Here is an 18163-nt window from a genome sequence, read left to right as displayed (position 1 = left end):
GCGCTCCAGTTGCGCGATCAGCATACTGCGGCGGCAATGGCTTGTCTAAATATTTGGACGGCGCAGGCAGAAAATAATTGTTGGCCGGATTACAGGTGCCATTCCAGGTTGAACGACAGCGCGTCGACGTCGATGCCATCACCTCGACGGTTACCGAACTTGTTGCGCCAGTACTCGTAACCCGGACCGATCCACAGCACGTTCTTGCCCAGGCCACTCATCTGCCCGACATCGAGCATCAGCGAGGTGCGCATCAGTTGTTCGTCGGCGGTCGGATTGTTGCGGTAGTCGTCGCCTTTCTTGCCGTTGAGGCTGTAGAAACCCTGGAATTTCAGAGGCACCGGGCCAAGCGCGAAGGGCACGCCCCAGGTCACGTTCAGTTGGTAGAACGGATCGAACAGCAGCCGCGAGTGGTTGCCGGGCAGGTCGCAGACATCGAGGCCGCAATGGTTCCATTCACGGGCGTAGAACAGGCTGACATCGACGAAACCCACCGGCACCGCGAGCTTGAGTGTCGGCCCCGCCAGCAGCATGCGCTTGCGCGACTGGAAGGCATTATCCTTGGTGTTCCAGTCGAACCCCAAGGTCATCGCCACATCCTTGATCGGGCCGAATGCGAGCGGGGCGTCGAAGATGCGCCCGTGCTGCAACTGGTTGCGGTAGGTCAGGTAGACCTCGGTGGCGCCGCTGCTGCTGTCCTTGCGCGGGTCGTTGTGATCGGACTTGAACACGTCGAGGTTGATGAACTGCTGGCCTAGCGTATAGCTGCTCACATGGGTGAACTGGGCAATATGCTTGGCCACGTCCTTATGCTTGCCGGGATCGGAAAAATGGCTGCTGTAGCGGTAACCGACGAAGGTGTCACTGAAAGCCGGCGGCGGGGCGGCCAGGCTCAGCGTGGGTATCAGACAGGCAAGCGCGGGAAGGGTGTCATGGATTCGCATCGTGGGAGCTTCCGTTTCTTGTTGTTGTGAAAGGGGAGGCAGTCGCAAGACGGGCAGGGGTGAGCGTTGGATAGACATGAGACGGCGTTTTTTGTATTTTTTAGACGATCAACCTTGTCCGTCTAAATATTGATACATTCGGCGTCGAGGATCGTCAAGCCCATCGAGCGTGCGCGCTCACCCGACAACGGAGTCCCCGTGAGCCAGATCGATTACCAAGCCATCGGCGAACGCCTCAGAGCCTTCCGCATCGGCCGCCAGCTCAACGCCGACCAGGTCGCCGACAAGCTCGGGATCTCCCGCGCTGCGGTGTATCGCCTGGAGCTGGGCAAGATCGTCAAGCTCGAGACGCTCGAACGCCTCGCCGAAATGCTGCGGGTATCGATGTCCAGCCTGCTCGGTTCCGACACCGAGTATTTCGACAATGCCTTGGGCTATTTCGAACGTATGCGCCAGCTGGAAGCACGTTCGACGCGGATCGTTTCCTACTTCGACCCGTTCTCCTACCTGCTGACCACGCCCGAGTACTCCGGACTGTTCAAGACCATGCTCGACGAGGCACGTCCGGTGGAGGCGGATCAGGCGCAGACCGCCATGGAGGCGCAGATCCTCGGCATTCTCGACGAGCGTAAGTCGACCTTCTTCCGCCAGCAGTTCCAGGTGCAGTCGATCGTCAGCCTGCGCCAGATCGAGCGCTACCTGCACATCGGCCTGGTAGGGCGCCTGGACCTGCCGCCGAGCGTGCGCATGGAGCGTGCGCTGCTGGCCCGTCGCGAGATCGAGAACTTGATCCGGGTCATCGATGCCGACAGCGGCCGCCTGAGCATCTGCCTGATCGACGAAACCCTGCCCAGCTCGACCTTCCAGATCTTCGAGCAACCGCACACCCGCTATGTCGCGGTGAGCCCCTACCGCCTCGGCGAGCTCCCCAACTTGCATGTGGGGATCGCCAGCGTTACCTCGTCGAGCGAGGCGGTCGAGATGTACAAGGGCATGACCGAGGGGCTGCTCAAGCGTGCCAGCACGGGCGAGCAGGCCAAGCAACAATTGCAGGCGTTGTTGGCCAAGCTCTGAGCCCAGGGCCTGCAACGATCGCCCACGGGCGATATACTCCGCCGCCTCATGTCGTCCCCCGGAGAACCCCATGCGGCAGGCTTTGCTTATCGTCGATGTCCAGTCCACCTTCAGCCCTCCTGAGTGGCTGATCGACGGAATCCGCGCGTTGGCCGCGAAACTCCCCGCCATCGCCTCGGTCGAGTTGCACGACGAGCAGGTCACGCCGTTTCAGCAGCAGCTTGGCTGGCATCCGGCGCGCGAGGACGAGAGCCTGGTCGAGGCGGACGAAGTGTTCGTCAAGCACGGCTACGGGCAGACCGCCGAGGCCATCGACTACCTCAAGCGACTGGGCGTGGAGCGCGTGCTGGTCTGCGGCCTGCAGACCGAAACCTGCGTACTGGCCGCCGGCTTTGCGCTGTTCGATGCCGGACTGAACCCGACCTTGATCACTGACCTGACGGTGGGCTCTTCACTGGACCGCTCGGGCAAGTTGGGTATCGAGCTGTGGACCCATCACTTTCGCCAGGTGACCACGGTGGCGCAGGTGGTCGAGGGGCTGCAAGGCTGAAGGGGCTGCACGTCAGCCCCTTGCACCTACACCACCGCGATCAGGTCAATCTCCACCGCGGCATTCTTCGGCAACTGATACACCCCCACCGAGGTGCGGGTATGCTTGCCGGCGTCGCCCAGCACTTCATGCAGGATCGCCGAGGCGCCGTTGGCCACTTCGCTCTGCTGGGTGAAGTCTGCCGCCGACTGCACGAATACATTGATCCGCGCGATACCCTTGACCGCATCCAGCGAGCCCAGGCTTTCGCTCAGCAGCTTCAGGCAGCGCAGGGTGCTGATCTTGGCGGCAGTCTGCGCCTCGGCGAGGCTGACGTCCTCGCCCACCCGCCCCGGGAGCACCACGGTGTCGTTGACCCGCGGGATTTGCCCACTGATGTACACCTGGTCGCCCAGGTGCAGCACCGGCACGTAGTCGCCGCCGATCTTCAGCGGGCCATCGAACGAATAACCCAGCGCCTGTAGAGCGGCTTCATAGCGGTCGTGTCTGGACATCGGTAGTGCTCCCTGTGTGCTCGAGGCGATGGCCAAGCCTAATCAAACGCCCGCGTGCCGACCAGTGGCTCAACCCTCCCAGCGCTTGAAAATCACGCTGGCATTGACGCCGCCGAAACCGAAGCCATTGGACAGCGCGTATTCGGTATCCAGGGGCCGCGGCTGGCCTGCGGCAATGTCCAGCCCGGCGGCTGCGGGGTCAGGCTCGACCAGGTTGAGCGTGGCTGGCGCCTGTTGGTCGCGCAGGGCAAGCACGGTGAAGATCGCCTCGATTCCGCCGGCGGCGCCCAGCAAGTGGCCGGTGGCAGACTTGGTCGCGCTGATCACCGGTGAGGGCACGTCGGCGAACACCGCCTTGATCGCTGCCAGCTCACCCTTGTCGCCCACCGGTGTCGAGGTGGCATGGGCATTGAGATGGCCGACCTGTTCTGCACGGATACCGGCCTGGCGCAGGGCCAGGGTCATGGCGCGTCGCGCGCCGTCGCCATCTTCCGGCCCCGAGGTGATGTGATAGGCGTCGGCGCTGGTGCCGTAGCCCACCAGCTCGGCCAGCGGCGTGGCGCCGCGTGCCAGTGCATGCTGCAGTTCTTCGATCACCAGCAAACCGGCGCCTTCGCCCATGACGAAGCCGTCGCGGCGGGTGTCGAACGGGCGCGAGGCCTGTTCCGGGTGCTCCTTGAAATCGCTCGACAAGGCCCGCGCGGCGGCAAAGCCGGCCAGGCTGACACGATGAATGGCCGCCTCTGCGCCCCCGCACAGCGCCACGTCCGCTTCACCGGCCAGGATCATTCGCGCGGCGTCGCCAATCGCCTGCACCCCGGCAGCGCACGCGGTGACCGGTGTACCCAGTGGGCCCTTGAGCCCGTGGGCGATCGACACCTGGCCGGCAGCCAGGTTGCCTAGGAAGGAGGGAATGGTGAAGGGTGACAACTTGCGTGGGCCTTTGCTGTCGGTGGTGCGCACGGCCTCGGCGATGGCCGGGAAGCCGCCCACACCGGTACCGATGATGGTTGCCGTGCGTTCCTGCTGTTCGACGCTTTGCGGCTGCCAGCCGGCCTGCGCCAGTGCCTCCTGTGCGGCGCCCAGGGCGAACAGGATGAAACGATCGACCTTGCGCTGCTCCTTGGCTGGCAGTACACGATCCGGATCGAAGCCGGCCTCGCTGTCCTGCTGCAGGTCCGGCACCTGGCCGCCGATGCGCACCGCCAGGTCGCCGATCAGCGATTCCGGCAACTGCGCAATACCCGAGCGCCCCGCCAGCAGGCGTTCCCAGACCCGCTCAACGCCACACCCCAGCGGTGTGACCGCTCCCATTCCGGTAACGACGATACGTTTGCTCATGAAGGTCTAACTCCCATGGAGGTTTGCTACTATTCAGCTCAAGAGACGTTACTATCATTATAGAAGTAACATCCAGCCCGAATATTTCACAGACCCGTGGTGAGCCTGCCCGATGCAACGCAAGACGCTTGTGGATTCCGAATGCCCTATCGCCCTGAGCCTTGAACACGTGGGGGAGTGGTGGAGCCTGTTGATCATGCGCGATGCCTTGCAGGGCCTGAGCCGCTTCGACGATTTCGCCAAGAGCCTGGAGATCGCTCCGAGCATGTTGACCCGCAGGCTCAATGCGCTGGTGGAGGCTGGCCTGCTCGAACGTCATGCCTACAGCACCCGGCCCTTGCGCCACGAATACCGGCCCAGTGCTCGGGGGCGCGACCTGCAGGGCGTGCTCTATGCGCTGATCGCCTGGGGCAATCGGCATTTTGCGCCTGAGGCCATCAGTGTGCAGGTGGTGGAAAAGGGCACGGGCAAGGCCTTGCAGCCGATGATGGTGGACGTGGAGTCCGGGCGCGTGGTGCCCTGGTCAGCGTGCGAGCTGGTGCAGGGCCCTGGCGCCAGCGAGGGGATGCGGGCGCGGCTGCAGCGCAGTCGCGAGGGCTGATCAGCCGCGCAGGGCAGGTGCCTGGCGCAGGCCGTCGCCGGCCACTTCCACCTGGTCGGCACGCAGGATCGCAGCGCGCTGGTGTTCGTATTCCTGTTGCGACAGGCCTCGCCGTTGCAGCGCCTCGAGCTGCAACTGGCGCGTTTCCTCGGCTGTGTAGGGGCGTTGTTCGGGATGGCTGGCACAGCCGGCAAGTGCGGCGATACCAAGGGCGGCCAGGGCAGCGAGCAGCAGGCGGGCGGTGGCGTTCATCGGCGGGTTTCCTGGTTCGAGGATTCGTCTGGCGAGTCGTTGAACACAGGTTATCGAGCACGGCCGTCGGGCAGAAATCGTCGTGCTCGATAGTCACTATCGATGAACGCGCCCGGCTCAGATCACCCGCGCACTGTGCAGGGCTTCCAGCGCCTGGCCGCGCAGACGAGCCAGGCGTTCGTCCTGGCGTTCGCGCGGGTAGCCAAGGCCGACCCTCAGTTCGCGGCAGACAGTGCCCGGCCGGTTGCCGATCACCAGCACGCGGTCGCTCAGGTACAGCGCCTCGTCCACGTCATGGGTGACCACCAGCAAGGCGATGCGGTGGCGGCGTGCGAGGTCCAGCAACAGGTCCTGCAGCTTGAAGCGGGTAAAGGCATCCACGGCGCTGAACGGCTCGTCGAGCAACAGCAGTTGTGGTTGGCCGTACAGCCCGCGGGCAATGGCCACGCGCTGGGCCATGCCGCCGGACAGCGCCTTGGGCAGCGCATCGGCGAAGCCGCCCAGGCCCACCTCGTCGATCAGGCCGTTGACCCGGGCACGGTCGTAGCGCCGGTCCTCACTGAAGCCGATATTGTCGGCCACGCTCAACCAGGGCATCAGGCGCGGCTCCTGGAACACGAAACCGACCTGTTCCGGTCGTTGCTGCAGATGGCCAACGAAGTCGCGGTCCAGTTGCGCCACCAGGCGCAGCAGGGTGCTTTTGCCGCAGCCACTGGGGCCCAGCAGGCTGACGATCTCGCCGGGTTGCAGTTGCAGCTCGACCGCCCCCAGTACCGCAGTGGCACCGAATGCCTTGTGCTCGACGCGCAGGTCGAGCAAGGGTGCAGGTGTCGGTGCGGCAACGCGCAAGGGTTGGTTCATGGATTCAGGCTCCTCGGTCCGTGCCGTCGAAGGTGTCGCGCCAGTTCAGCCAGCGCTGTTCCAGCCCGGCCAACAGGCCATCGCTGAGTTTGCCGAGCAGGGCCAGGACAATGATCGCCGCGAGCACCAGGTCCGGTCGTGAAGTCTCCCGGCCGTCGCTGAGCAGGTAACCCAGGCCGCGAGTGGCGGCGATCAGCTCGGCGGCGACGAGAAACATCCAGCTCAGGCTCAGGGCGCTGCGCAGACCGGTGAATACGCCGGGTATCGCAGCCGGCAGCAGGATGCGCCGGGCCAGGCGCAATGGGCCGAAGCCATACATGCGCCCGACCTCGACCAGCTTGCGGTCGATGTTGCGGATCGCGGCCACGCCGTTCAGGTACACCGGGAAGAACGCGCCGATGGCGATCAGTGTCACCTTGGAGGTCTCGCCGATGCCCAGCCACAGCAGCAACAGCGGCACCCAGGCCAGGCTCGGGATCGCCCTCAGGCTGGCGAAAGTCGGTTCCAGCCACGCCTCGGCTTCACGGCTCAGGCCCACCCAGGCGGCGAACAGCAGCCCCAGGGCGGCGCCGATGGCAAAGCCGGCCAACACCCGCGACAGGCTGGCACCGATGTGTTTCCACAGCGCGCCGTCGGCCAGTTGCACCAGGGTCTGCGCCACTTCGCTGGGGGCGGGCATCTGGTAGGAGGCGATCCAGCCCAGGCGCACGACGGCCTCCAGCAGCAGGATGATCGCCAGAGGCAGCGCCAGGCCCTTGAGCCGACGTGGCCAGGGCGAGGTGGACGTGGCGGGCGCCGGCGCGCTCACGCTGCGGGAGTGCGTGGAGAGGCTCATCGCTCGATGCTGGCCTTGCCGAAGGACGGGTCGATCAACTGGTCGATCACGGTGTCGACGTCGGCGCCACGCTTGACCAGTTCCTCGGACACCAGGATCGGCGCCGCGGCCTTGGAGGCTGCCACTCCCTGCTCGGTCAGTTGCGGCGCCGAGAGGTCGGTACGCGACAGCTGCAGCTTGGCCACATCCAGCGGGAGCTTGGATTCATCGGCCAGCAGGCGGGCGAACTCATCCGGGTGTGCGACTGCCCAGTGGCGGGCCTGCTCGTAGGCCTTGATCACCGTGGCGATGGTTTGTGGATGCTGCTTGGCGAAGGTCTCGGTGACACTGATCACGCCATAGCTGTTGAAGTCCTTGTTGCGGTACAGCAGGCGTGAGCCGGCTTGCAGTTCGCTGGCAGCCATGTGCGGATCGAGGCCGGCCCAGGCATCGACATCGCCTTTCTCCAGTGCGGTGCGGCCATCGGGGTGCTGCAGGTGCAAGAGCTCGACGTCATCCTTCTTCAGCCCGGCCTTTTCCAGTGCGCGCAGGGTGAACAGGTACGGGTCGGTGCCCTTGGTGGCGGCGATCTTCTTGCCCTTGAGGTCGTCGAGCGTCTTCAGTGGCGAGTCCTTGGCCACCACCAGTGCGGTCCATTCGGCACGGCTGTAGACGTACACCGACTTGATCGGGCTGCCGTTGGCCCGGGCCAGTACCGCCGAGAGGCTGGCCGAGGAGCCGAAGTCGGCACCGCCGCTGTTGAGGTATTCCAGCGAGCGGTTGCTGCCTTGGCTGAACACCCAGGTGACCTTGGATTCGGGCAGGGCTTTTTCCAACCATCCGAAATGCTTGAGCACCAGGCTTACGGGGGAGTAGTAGGCGTAGTCCAGGCGGACTTCCTTGGGCGCGGTTTCGGCGTGGGCGGCGGGGTTGAAGGCCAGGGCAACGAGACCGGCGATAGACAGCGACTTCAGGGCACTGGGCAGGGCTTGGGCAAACAGACGCATGGGACGATCCAGTCGAGAAGAGGGATCAGGAGCGGTTGCAGGCAGCGTGCCATCTCGCCAGGCCCTGGTTTTGCGCAGGTGGGCGCGTAAACCGGGGCTGACAGCTGTGCTGAGTCGGGCAAAGTGTTGCCCTGCTGTTGCAGGGTGAACAGTTGAAGGGGCAGCAGGTCAGCGCTGCGCGCCGGCAGGCCGGATGGCCACGGAGACAGCGAAGGCGCTGATCGGCCATGTTGAGCCTATGGCCTTGGCGGCCGAAGTCTTTGCCCGCGCCACGTCTGCCGAGGTCCAAGTGCCGGGAGGCACGGCGCGTGGGGACTACGCGATCAATCTGGGGTTGGGGTATCACTCGTAATGTCGTGGGCGCGCCAATACCACAGCGGTTCGTCGCTAACATGCACATGCTTGTGCTTGGCGGCGTCGAACGGCGTGTCCAGTGTTGCCAGTGCCACGGAAACCCAATCACTGAACGCGCCTTGTGAGCGCGACCAGAACAGTGTCGATCCGCATCGGCCACAGAACTCACGCAGTACCGAGGCCGATGAAGCATAGGCGCTGATGTCCGTGGCTCCGCTCGATATCCGCAAGGCCTCCCGCGGCACACTGCCGTAGGAGGCGAACATCGCCCCGTGCGCCTTGCGGCATTGACCGCAATGGCAGTGGCTCACGGCCTTGGGACGTACCAGCAGTTCATAGGTGATCGCTGAACACAGGCAGCTTCCCTTGTACACATCGGCCATACCCGCATCCACCATCCTTGAAAAGTCCTTTGCTTGACGGCATGCGGCCGTTATCAGGCCATTGTGTCATTTCTCGTCCAGCCGTGGCGGCGATGGCGTTCAATCGACGTTCTGCAAGTAACAGGGGTATTCGCGTTTTTGCCGCCGAGCCTGCTCCAGGTCAATCCGTACAACCTGCAACAAGGCGTGGTCGTCAGCCTTGGCGGCGACGGTGAGGGGCTGGCCAGAGGGGGAGTACGCCATGCCGTGGCCGCCAAAGCGCTGACCCTGTGCAGCCTGCCCGGTGCGGTTGGCGCTGATCACGTAGGCGCCGGAAACGACGGCCGCCATCGCGGCGGCGCAATCCCAGTAGCGATAGTCGGTGCCGGAGGCGCGGGGGACGGCGATCAGGTCGGCGCCGTCGCGTCCGTAGTGGCGGGCGCGTTCGTTGAACATCAACTCGGTACACAGCAGCACACCGAGCTTGAGCTTGCCCACCTTGATCACGTCGAACCCTGGCTCGACGGTGGTGAACCAGGTCTGCTCATGAAAGCCCGGCTCCTCGGGAAAGAAGTGTTTCTGGTGGACGAAGCGGTAGCCTTTGTCATCCAGCACGAAGGCTTCGTTGACCAGGCGCCCGTCCGCGAGCAGCGGCCTGCTCGACAGCACGGCAGGTACGTCGAGCCTGGCCAGGGCGTCGAGGGCGGATTCATGCAGGGCCACACTGTGCTGCGCAGCCTGAGCGTCGAAGGTGGCGTGCTCGGCCAGCCAGGGGCCGAAGGGCATTTCGTTGGTGATCAGCAGATCGGCCTCGGCGGCACGAACCTGCTCGGCGATCTGTTGCCACTGCGGGCTGTCAGGGGTCAGGCCTTCTGGCCATTGGGCGTAGGCCACGGTGATCAGGGACATCTGCAAACCTCGAGGGGCTGGGCGGGTGCGGCCAGTCTAGGCAACGAGCAGAAGAAGCACTTGCAGATTCTTGCGCTTGAGTCAGTGTCTCAACCCGCTTGCGACCGACGCCGCTTGACCCGGTACATCTCGCCGTCAGCATGGCTGAGCAGGGCATCGGCATCGCGCCCGTCGGCGGGGTAGCAGGCGACGCCGATGCTGCAGGTCGGCATGGCGAGGCCGCCGAAGTCGGCATCCAGCGGCTCGACCATGACGGCCAGGATCTGTGTGACCTTGTCGAATACGGCACTGTGCGACGGCAGGTCGGTGAGCAGGATGGCGAACTCGTCGCCGCCCACCCGCGCTACCGTGGCATGCGCGCCGGCACAGCGCTCCAGGCGCTGAGCCACCAGGCGCAGCACGCGGTCGCCGGCACTGTGGCCGTGGGTGTCGTTGATTTCCTTGAAGTCGTCGATGTCGACGAATAGCAGCGCCAGGGTATCGCCGTGCTGCTGCGCCGCCTTCAACGCAGCGTCCAGGCGGCTGTTGAACAGGGTGCGATTGGCCAGCCGGGTCAGCGGGTCGTGGTGGGCGAGAAAGCGCAGCTCTTCTTCGGCCTCGGTGAGGGCGGTGACGTTGCGCGCCACGCCGATGCGTGCGCCGACCTCTTCTGACCAGAACGCCGCCCAGAGGATATGGACGACACCGCCATCCTTGCGGATGTAGCGGTTGCGAAAATCGAAATGCGCTTGGCCGGACATGACCCGGACGATCGAGGCCCGGGTGGCGGGCAGGTCGTCGGGGTGCATGTAATGCGTGATCGGTGTGCCGATGAGCTCCTCGGCGCGGTAGCCCAGCAGCGCCTCACAGGCATCGCTGACGAACACGATCTGGTCGTCCTGGTCGACCACGAAGACGGTGTCGAGCATCAGGTGAATCAACTTGGGATAGAGCGCTTGCAGGTCGACGGGCATGGTGCGGGTGTCCGGGTCGTAAGGCTCGATCAGGGCCAGATCGCAGAAGGGCCGACGAGTCATCCTGCGCGCGCCCGGCACCCGGGCGGTACCGGCCGATCGTTCGCGGCCACAGCACAGCCTACAGGGTCTGACCGTTATGGCCAGCAGGGCGTTGAAAAATAGGGGCAGGTGCAGCCGAACGGGTTCGGTGATGGCATGATGCGCCGACGAATGGCATCTTGCAGCTGCCATTGCTGGCAGCTGACGGTTTCTGGTCCAGACTGTGTTAAGCCTGTCGCTGTTCATGTCGCCTGTCGGTCAGTCATCGCTTTTTCCCTGCTGTTCTATTCAGACGAGGGCCACCAATGATCGAGCGCCGTTCCTGTCGGGCCTTGCTGCTGTCGCTGACCTTCGCGGTATTGCCGCAGGTGGCGCTGGCGGTCGATGACTGCACGCGCCTGACCGCCACCGGCAACCCCGAGTATCCACCGTACCTGTGGCGTGACCCGCAGGACCCGCAGCACCTCGTCGGGGCCAATGCCGATCTGCTCAAGTACATGGCAGGTGAGCTGGGGCTGGATGTGGAAGTGAAGTATTCCGGGCCCTGGGGACGCGCCCAGGAAGAAGTGCGTACCGGGCGGGTCGATATTCTGGCGGGCTACTTCCTGACCCGCGCGCGGCAGAACGAGGTGAACTTCATCGAGCCGCCGTTCCTGCACACCCCAAGCGTGGTATGGGTGCGCAGCGACAGCGCTTTCGCCTATAAAGGCTGGGACGATCTGCGCGGGCTCAAGGGTGGGGTACTGGTCAACAACAGCCATGGCGAGCAGTTCGACGAGTTCGCCCGGACCAACCTCAACCTGGAGGCAGTGCCCGGCGCCAGGCAGGCGTTCGAGAAGCTGCTGCATAAGCGTAGCGACTATGTGATCTTCGAGCAGTTTCCAGGCATGGCCCTGGCGCGCGTGCTGAAGGTCGACGAGCAGGTGCAGGTGCTCGAGCCTCCGGTGTCCAGCGAGGGGCTGTACCTGGCGATGTCCCACGACTCGCCGTGCAACCGGCCGCAGTTGCGCGAGCAACTGGCCGCGAAGATGAGGGAGATCGTGTCCAGCGATCTGCCGCAGCGCCTGGTTGCACGAAACCTGGCGCTTTGGCGCCAGCAGCAGGAGAACGTGGCGGCGCCTTGATCAGGGCGGTGTGGCTGCGGCAAGACTTCCCAGCGAAAAACCCGGATAATGGCGCCCATTTCGTTTTACGCGCTGGTGTGCCCGCATGGAAATCAAGGTCAATTTTCTCGACAATCTCCGACTTGAAGCCAAGTTCGACGACTTCACGGTGATCGCCGATCAGCCCATTCGCTACAAGGGCGATGGCTCGGCGCCTGGTCCGTTCGACTACTTCCTGGCCTCCTCGGCGCTGTGCGCGGCGTACTTCGTCAAGCTCTACTGCCAGACCCGCGACATCCCCACCGAAAACATTCGCCTGTCGCAGAACAACATCGTCGACCCGGAAAACCGCTACAACCAGATCTTCAAGATCCAGGTCGAGCTGCCCGAGGATATCAGCGAGAAGGACCGCCAGGGCATCCTGCGCTCCATCGACCGTTGCACCGTGAAGAAAGTGGTGCAGACCGGCCCCGAGTTCATCATCGAAGAGGTCGACAACCTCGACGCCGATGCCCAGGCACTGCTGATGCCGGTGTCCGACACCACCACCTACATTCCCGGCAAGGACCTGCCGCTGGAGCAGACCATCGCCAACATGTCGGCGATCCTGGCCGATCTGGGGATGAAGATCGAGATCGCCTCCTGGCGCAACATCGTGCCCAACGTCTGGTCGCTGCACGTGCGCGACGCGCAGTCGCCGATGTGCTTCACCAACGGCAAGGGCGCCACCAAGGAAGCTGCGCTGGCCTCGGCACTGGGCGAGTTCATCGAGCGCCTGAACTGCAACTTCTTCTATAACGATCAGTATTGGGGCGAGGACATCGCCAACGCACCGTTCGTGCACTACCCGAACGAGCAGTGGTTCATGCCTGGCCCGAAGGACGCGCTGCCGCAGGAGATCCTCGACGAGTACTGCCTGGAGATCTTCAACCCCGATGGCGAACTGCGCGGCTCGCACCTGTACGACACCAACTCGGGCAACAAGGCCCGGGGCATCTGCTCGCTGCCGTTCGTGCGCCAGTCCGACGGGCAGACGGTGTATTTCCCGTCCAACCTGATCGAAAACCTCTACCTGAGCAACGGCATGAGCGCCGGCAACACCCTGGCCGAAGCCCAGGTGCAGTGCCTGTCGGAAATTTTCGAGCGGGCGGTCAAGCGCGAAATCCTCGAAGGCGAACTGTGCCTGCCGGACGTGCCGCAGGACGTGCTGGCCAAGTACCCGGGCATCGTCGCCGGTATCCAGGGGCTGGAGGAGCAGGGCTTCCCGGTGCTGGTCAAGGATGCCTCGCTGGGCGGCGAGTTCCCGGTAATGTGCGTGACCCTGATGAACCCGCGCACCGGCGGGGTGTTCGCCTCGTTCGGCGCGCATCCAAGCTTTGAAGTTGCGCTGGAGCGCAGCCTCACCGAATTGCTCCAGGGTCGCAGCTTCGAGGGTCTTAACGATCTGCCGCAACCGACTTTCGAAAGCCACGCATTGACCGAGCCGAACAACTTCGTCGAGCATTTCATCGACTCCAGCGGCGTAGTGTCGTGGCGCTTCTTCAGTGCCAAGGCCGACTTCGAGTTCGTCGAGTGGGACTTCTCGGGCAAGGGCGAAGACTCCAACGAGCAGGAGGCGCAGACGCTGTTCGGCATTCTGGAAGGGCTGGGCAAGGAGGCGTACATGGCGGTGTACGACGACCTCGGTGCCACCGCTTGCCGCATCCTGGTGCCGGGCTATTCGGAAATCTATCCGGTCGAGGACCTGATCTGGGACAACACCAACCGCGCGCTGGGCTTCCGTGCCGACATCCTCAACCTGCACAACCTCGACAGCCGCTCGCTGAAGTTGTTGTACAAGCGCCTGGAACAGGTCGAGGTGGACGAATACACCACCATCACCACGCTGATCGGCGTCGAGTTCGACGACAACACGGTGTGGGGCCAGCTGACCATCCTCGAGCTCAAACTGCTGATCCAACTGGCGCTGCAGCGTTTCGAGGAGGCCAAGGAACTGGTGGAGATGTTCCTGCAGTTCAACGACAACACCGTCGAGCGCGGGCTGTTCTACCAGGCGCTGAACGTGGTGCTGGAAGTGGTGCTGGACGACGAGCTGGAGATGGACGACTACGTCTCCAACTTCCGGCGCATGTTCGGCAATGAGCGCATGGACGCGGCACTCGGCTCGGTGGACGGCAGCGTGCGCTTCTACGGGCTGACCCCAACCAGCCTGAAGCTTGAAGGTCTGGACCGCCACCTGCGTCTGGTCGAGAGCTACAAGAAGCTGCATGCGGCGCGAGCCCGGGCGGCGGGCTGAGGCCCGCTTAGCCAAAGAGAGGGTACATAGCGACCCTCTCGTCTATTTTTTTGTACCAATCCCCTCAGCCATGTGTCCATTTGGCTGAACTTGGCGTCAGATTTGCCTGTCCATCATGTAACAAAACTGTCATATATCCGTGACAAGTGTGACGAGCTAATCCGATGCCGCTGACAACCCCTCCCGCCAAACACAGAGCGACGATCATCTGCTTCGACAAAGGAAGGGTCTTGCTCGTGCGCAAGAAAGGCGGCAAATGGAACTTCCCGGGCGGCGTCATCGAGCGAGGCGAACAGCCGCATGAGGCGGCAGCCCGAGAGTTGCATGAGGAAACCGGTCTGAGCGACCACGGTTTGCTGCATCTGTGCACCTTGGAAGTGGCCGGGGTTCTCCATTACATCTTCACCACCCACCTGCACCCCGGCGATCGCCCATGTGCGCGCAGAGAAATTGCCGCGTGTACATGGATCGAGCGCCGTGGGCTGGCGCGTGCGCCGCTCAATCCAGCGGCCGAGGCGTTGCTCGCCTGCCAGATTCCGGCGCTGTCGGCCTGGGCAGCCTGATACCGAAGGCCGCTTGGCTTGGCGATGGCAGCCGAGTCTTGTGACGGGGCCCGCATTACTGCATCTTCACCGTTCATTTCTGTTGGAGGTATCCCATGGACTGGAATGACCTGCGCGTCTTCCTGGCGATTGCCCGCAGCGGTTCGCTCGGGGCGGCCGCCAAGCAGTTGGGCGTCAGTCATCCAACCGTAGGTCGGCGCCTGCAGGTGCTCGAGCAGAGCAACGGTCATGCTTTTTTCCGTCGCACCAGCGAGGGGCTGGTACTCACTGCGGCCGGGGAGAGCATCCTTGAGCTGGCCGAAGACATGGAACGCAGCGCCTTGGCCATCGAACGGCGTATCGCCGGAACAGGCGAACAGCCCGAGGGCTTGCTGCGCATCGCCTGTGCAGACTGGTTCGCAGGATTCGTGCTGGCGCCTGTGCTGCATGAGTTGCACCGCCGCTACCCGATGATCGTGGCCGAGGTGATCCCCAGCCATCGATTGTTCGACCTGGCGCGCCGGGATGCCGAAATCGCTTTTCGCATCGTCCCATTCACCGAGCCGGACATCGTTCAGCGTCGGCTCATGACCCTGCACTATGGGCTGTACCAGGCCGAGCACCAAGCCTTCGATCCCGGCGAGGGCGGTGAGGCGCTCGGTCTTGTCACCATGAATACGGCCCAATCCCACTACCCTGACGTCCACTGGTTGCAGTCGCACTTCCCCAAGGCGCGGACTGTGTTCACCAGCAGTAGCCGCAGTGTGCAGGCGCGGCTATGTGCATCAGGGCTAGGGGTTGCAGTGCTGCCGCGAGCGATCGGCGACCAGTCGCCGTTGCTGCGCCGGCTGGATATCGGCGAGCCGCCACCAGACCGTGAGATCTGGATGGGCTATCACCAAGACATGCGCCAGATGGACCGGCTGCGGGCATTGGCCGATCTGGTGGTAGAGAGGCTTGGCGATGCTCCATGAGCGCAGGCACCGCTACCGGGCAGCTGCGGGGCGGCGCGCCAGAGTAAAACTCAAGCCTGCGCCCAACACCAGGCAAGCGGCCATGCACAGCAGCGCAATGGTGAAGGCATGACTGATAGCGGTCGGGTCGGTGCCAGCGCCCAGCACCCCATAGAATATGCCGCCGATCACCGCCACGCTGAGCGCCGTGCTCACTTGCAAGGTCGAACTGGTGACACCGGCCATCATCCCGGACAACGCTGGGGCGACACGCCCTGTGATCATGCGCATCAGGGTCGGCATCGCCAATCCCTGGCCGAAGCCGATGACGAATAGCACGACGGCAAAGATCGCGGGCTGCGGGCCAGGGTTGCCCGGTGTGAGGGTAATGAGACCTGCGAGTGCGACCAGGCCTGCAACCATCAATGCCAGGCCAACGGCGTTGGTGTAGAGGCCCAGCACGCGTGTGCACAACGGTGCGGTCAACGGCCCGATGAGAAAACCCGCGCCGAAGGGCAGGAAGACCAGGCCTGCATGCAGCGCGCTTACATGCAATGCACCTTGCAGGTAGATCGAGAAAAGCAGGAAGAAGGCACCGATCGTGTAGAACGACAGGGCGACCAGCAATGCCCGGCGCAGCCCCGGCACGCGCAGCGCGGCCGGATCCAGCAAGGGCGCTCCCCCCGCGCTGGCCAGGCGGGCCTGGTGGCGCCAGAAGGTCCAGCCAAGCAATGGACAGGCGATCAGCGACAGCCACGCCCACAGCGGCCAGCCGGCCTCACGACCTTCGATCAACGGCACGATCAGCGTGGCAAGTGTGAGCATCGACAGCGCCATGCCGCCGAGATCGAGCCTGCGCGCATGGCTGGCGCGAGTCTCCTTGATCAAGGGAATGCCGAAGAGGATGACCAGCAGCGCGACCGGCAGATTGATGAGAAAGATCATCCGCCAGCCAAGCCCGAACAGATCGAGCGAAATCAGGATACCGCCCAGTGCCTGTCCGATCACGCTGGCCAGACCGAACACCGCACCATACAGGCTCAGCGCCAGGGGCTTTTCCGCCTCGGGGAAGATCGCCTGTACCGAGGCCAATGCCTGTGGCGCCATCACTGCCGCGGTGATGCCTTGCAGCGCACGGCCAGTGATCAGCATCCAGGGCGTGGCAGCGAACCCGCAGAGCAACGAGGCGGCGGTGAAGCCGACAAGGCCGATGAAGAACATGCGTCCGCGGCCATGCAGGTCGCCCAGCCGGCCACCGGTGATCAGCGTTACCGCATAAAGCGCGGCATAGGCGGAAATGACCAGTTGCTCGGCCGATGCCGAAGCATTCAGGTCGCTGCGTATCGATGGCAGCGCCACATTGACGATGAAGAAGTCCAGCGGTGGGAGGAATGCCCCGACAAGCAGGACCACGAACATCGCCCAGCGGCGTTGGTCGGGGCCGGCTGCCCTGTCGTCAGGTGCCAGCGTGAGTGAGTGGTCAATATCAGGTGGGTTTTTCATACGAGGCCCTCGTAAAAGATGGGGCCATGCTAGGAAGCGCTTGCAGATGGGGTCAACGCTTTACCCCCTTACAAAAATGAACGTTGAAACTGCAGGAATGACAGTCCCGTCAATGCCTTGCGACTCGCACAATGGCTCGGACAACCGGCTGTGAACGCCGGCTCCCCAGACCTGCAGGAGATCGTTGCAATGAACCTTGAGACTTTGGAAAAACGCCTGGACCGCATCGAAAGCCGCCTGGCGATCGAGTCGCTGATCTGGACCTACGCCCAGGCCTATGACCGCGTGGATGAGGCTCTGCTGGAAAGCATCTGGCATGTCGATGCAACCCTGGACTTGCCGGCATTCGGGCACGGAACCGGGCGCGAGGGCATTCTGGCCATGGCTCGGGAATCGTGGCGGAAAATGCCGCACATGCATCACTGGATGGCCAACCCGCTGATCGAGCTTGATGGCGAAAGCGCCACCGCGGTCTCACAGGCCGACTGCCTGTTCCATGACATCGAACAAGGCCCTGTGCAGGCCGCTGGTTTGTACCATGACCGCTTCGAGCGACGCGATGGAGAATGGCGTTTTACCGCGCGCCGCTTCGAGCTGATGTTCCTGGTGCCACTGCAAAACTGGCAACCCATTGCCGGTTCGCAGGCGTTCGCCCGCTCATGAAATCAATAGCCTTGCCCGGATGTGGCAACTAGCTCGAACCCGTGTAGGAGCAACTGTCTTGTTCAAAATCTAAAGGCCAGCCCAGGAACCCGCGCTGCTTCTGTAGGAGCGTCCTTGTGCCGCGATCGGGCGCGAAGCGGCCGCAAGCCAGGCAACCGAAATCTTCCTGATAGGTCTGAGGGCCTGGTTTCACGGCCGCTTCGCGCCCGATCGCGGCACAAGGCCGCTCTCACAGGGGATTGGGCTGGTCTTTAAATTTTGAGCAAGACAGTTGCTTCTACAGGTGCGATGGGCACCTGTAGAAGCGGTTCAGGGTGTCCGTCGGAGCAGCAAGACAGCGCCCGCCAGCTTGCGAAAACACCTTCACTCCTTCACCACCGCCAGCCCCGCCTCCTGGGGTGTTTCGGCCTCCAGCTTCAACCGGTCGGCCTTGCTGATGTACTTGGGCTTGTTGCTCTTGGGCGCCAGCTTGGCGTTGGCTTTCTTGGCGTGAGCCTTCAACAGCTGTTTGATCTTTTTCTGACGATTCATGTTTTTCGCGCCCC

The 18163-nt window shown here is 63.7% G+C and carries 20 protein-coding genes; 8 read left to right on the top strand and 12 right to left on the bottom strand.

Annotated elements, in window-relative coordinates; translation table 11 throughout:
• Positions 1 to 89: 89 nt before the first annotated feature.
• Complete coding sequence (locus tag APH44_RS04320; protein ID WP_054891467.1) at positions 90 to 944, bottom strand: hypothetical protein; 855 nt, start codon at positions 942 to 944, stop codon at positions 90 to 92.
• Between the two features lie 198 nt (positions 945 to 1142).
• Here APH44_RS04320 and APH44_RS04315 point away from each other — a divergent pair, with 198 nt between their 5' ends.
• Positions 1143 to 2018, top strand: coding sequence for a helix-turn-helix domain-containing protein (locus APH44_RS04315; protein WP_054891466.1), 876 nt, complete (start codon positions 1143 to 1145; stop codon positions 2016 to 2018).
• Between the two features lie 70 nt (positions 2019 to 2088).
• The gene (locus APH44_RS04310) at positions 2089 to 2568 is read left to right on the top strand and encodes an isochorismatase family protein (protein WP_054891465.1); all 480 of its coding nucleotides are present in this window, start codon (positions 2089 to 2091) and stop codon (positions 2566 to 2568) included.
• A gap of 26 nt (positions 2569 to 2594) precedes the next feature.
• On the opposite strand, the gene APH44_RS04305 is transcribed toward APH44_RS04310, so the two are convergent.
• Both APH44_RS04305 and fabF read right to left on the bottom strand, forming a co-directional pair.
• Positions 2595 to 3062 (bottom strand): RidA family protein, encoded by a 468-nt coding sequence (locus tag APH44_RS04305; RefSeq protein WP_054891464.1) that lies wholly within the window; start codon positions 3060 to 3062, stop codon positions 2595 to 2597.
• A gap of 69 nt (positions 3063 to 3131) precedes the next feature.
• Positions 3132 to 4403 (bottom strand): beta-ketoacyl-ACP synthase II, encoded by a 1272-nt coding sequence (fabF, locus tag APH44_RS04300; protein ID WP_054891463.1) that lies wholly within the window; start codon positions 4401 to 4403, stop codon positions 3132 to 3134.
• A 112-nt stretch (positions 4404 to 4515) separates the two neighbouring features.
• Between fabF and APH44_RS04295 the strand changes: the two genes are divergently transcribed.
• Positions 4516 to 5004, top strand: a complete 489-nt coding sequence (locus APH44_RS04295; RefSeq protein ID WP_054891462.1) for a helix-turn-helix domain-containing protein — start codon at positions 4516 to 4518, stop codon at positions 5002 to 5004.
• Here APH44_RS04295 and APH44_RS04290 read toward each other — a convergent pair whose 3' ends face one another.
• The 7 genes from APH44_RS04290 to APH44_RS04265 form a co-directional block, all read right to left on the bottom strand.
• On the bottom strand, positions 5005 to 5256 hold the full coding sequence (locus tag APH44_RS04290) for a hypothetical protein (protein WP_054891461.1): 252 nt from the start codon (positions 5254 to 5256) through the stop codon (positions 5005 to 5007).
• A gap of 117 nt (positions 5257 to 5373) precedes the next feature.
• Positions 5374 to 6117: an ABC transporter ATP-binding protein gene (locus APH44_RS04285; RefSeq protein WP_054891460.1), complete on the bottom strand. Its 744-nt coding sequence runs from the start codon at positions 6115 to 6117 to the stop codon at positions 5374 to 5376.
• 4 nt (positions 6118 to 6121) lie between these two features.
• Complete coding sequence (locus tag APH44_RS04280) at positions 6122 to 6952, bottom strand: ABC transporter permease (RefSeq protein ID WP_054891459.1); 831 nt, start codon at positions 6950 to 6952, stop codon at positions 6122 to 6124.
• Positions 6949 to 7938 (bottom strand): aliphatic sulfonate ABC transporter substrate-binding protein, encoded by a 990-nt coding sequence (locus tag APH44_RS04275; protein ID WP_054891458.1) that lies wholly within the window; start codon positions 7936 to 7938, stop codon positions 6949 to 6951. The genes APH44_RS04280 and APH44_RS04275 overlap by 4 nt, the downstream gene beginning before the upstream one ends.
• A 323-nt stretch (positions 7939 to 8261) precedes the next feature.
• Positions 8262 to 8675 (bottom strand): GFA family protein, encoded by a 414-nt coding sequence (locus APH44_RS28925; RefSeq protein ID WP_054925533.1) that lies wholly within the window; start codon positions 8673 to 8675, stop codon positions 8262 to 8264.
• Positions 8676 to 8774: 99 nt separating this feature from the next.
• Positions 8775 to 9563, bottom strand: coding sequence for a carbon-nitrogen hydrolase family protein (locus tag APH44_RS04270; protein ID WP_054891457.1), 789 nt, complete (start codon positions 9561 to 9563; stop codon positions 8775 to 8777).
• An 89-nt stretch (positions 9564 to 9652) separates the two neighbouring features.
• Positions 9653 to 10516: a sensor domain-containing diguanylate cyclase gene (locus APH44_RS04265; protein ID WP_054891586.1), complete on the bottom strand. Its 864-nt coding sequence runs from the start codon at positions 10514 to 10516 to the stop codon at positions 9653 to 9655.
• A 347-nt stretch (positions 10517 to 10863) separates the two neighbouring features.
• Between APH44_RS04265 and APH44_RS04260 the strand changes: the two genes are divergently transcribed.
• The 4 genes from APH44_RS04260 (at position 10864) to APH44_RS04245 (ending at position 15473) form a co-directional block, all read left to right on the top strand.
• Positions 10864 to 11682, top strand: a complete 819-nt coding sequence (locus APH44_RS04260) for an ABC transporter substrate-binding protein (protein ID WP_054891456.1) — start codon at positions 10864 to 10866, stop codon at positions 11680 to 11682.
• Positions 11683 to 11767: 85 nt separating this feature from the next.
• A complete protein-coding gene (locus tag APH44_RS04255; protein ID WP_054891455.1) occupies positions 11768 to 13957 on the top strand; it encodes an OsmC domain/YcaO domain-containing protein in 2190 nt (729 codons plus the stop codon).
• A gap of 164 nt (positions 13958 to 14121) precedes the next feature.
• On the top strand, positions 14122 to 14520 hold the full coding sequence (locus tag APH44_RS04250) for an NUDIX domain-containing protein (protein ID WP_054891454.1): 399 nt from the start codon (positions 14122 to 14124) through the stop codon (positions 14518 to 14520).
• Between the two features lie 95 nt (positions 14521 to 14615).
• Positions 14616 to 15473, top strand: coding sequence for a LysR family transcriptional regulator (locus APH44_RS04245; RefSeq protein WP_054891453.1), 858 nt, complete (start codon positions 14616 to 14618; stop codon positions 15471 to 15473).
• Positions 15474 to 15485: 12 nt separating this feature from the next.
• Here APH44_RS04245 and APH44_RS04240 read toward each other — a convergent pair whose 3' ends face one another.
• A complete protein-coding gene (locus APH44_RS04240) occupies positions 15486 to 16955 on the bottom strand; it encodes an MFS transporter (RefSeq protein ID WP_218187336.1) in 1470 nt (489 codons plus the stop codon).
• 189 nt (positions 16956 to 17144) lie between these two features.
• Between APH44_RS04240 and APH44_RS04235 the strand changes: the two genes are divergently transcribed.
• Complete coding sequence (locus APH44_RS04235; RefSeq protein WP_054891452.1) at positions 17145 to 17618, top strand: nuclear transport factor 2 family protein; 474 nt, start codon at positions 17145 to 17147, stop codon at positions 17616 to 17618.
• Positions 17619 to 17981: 363 nt separating this feature from the next.
• Here the strand turns inward: APH44_RS04235 and APH44_RS28920 are convergent, their stop codons facing one another.
• Positions 17982 to 18149 carry a DUF2986 domain-containing protein gene (locus APH44_RS28920; protein WP_065862662.1) on the bottom strand — a complete coding sequence of 56 codons (168 nt, stop codon included), beginning with the start codon at positions 18147 to 18149 and terminating at the stop codon, positions 17982 to 17984.
• Between the last annotated feature and the right edge of the window lie 14 nt (positions 18150 to 18163).

Source organism: Pseudomonas sp. NBRC 111143, from assembly GCF_001320965.1.
Taxonomy (GTDB): domain Bacteria; phylum Pseudomonadota; class Gammaproteobacteria; order Pseudomonadales; family Pseudomonadaceae; genus Aquipseudomonas; species Aquipseudomonas machongensis.
This window is presented reverse-complemented; position numbering and strand designations above follow the sequence as displayed.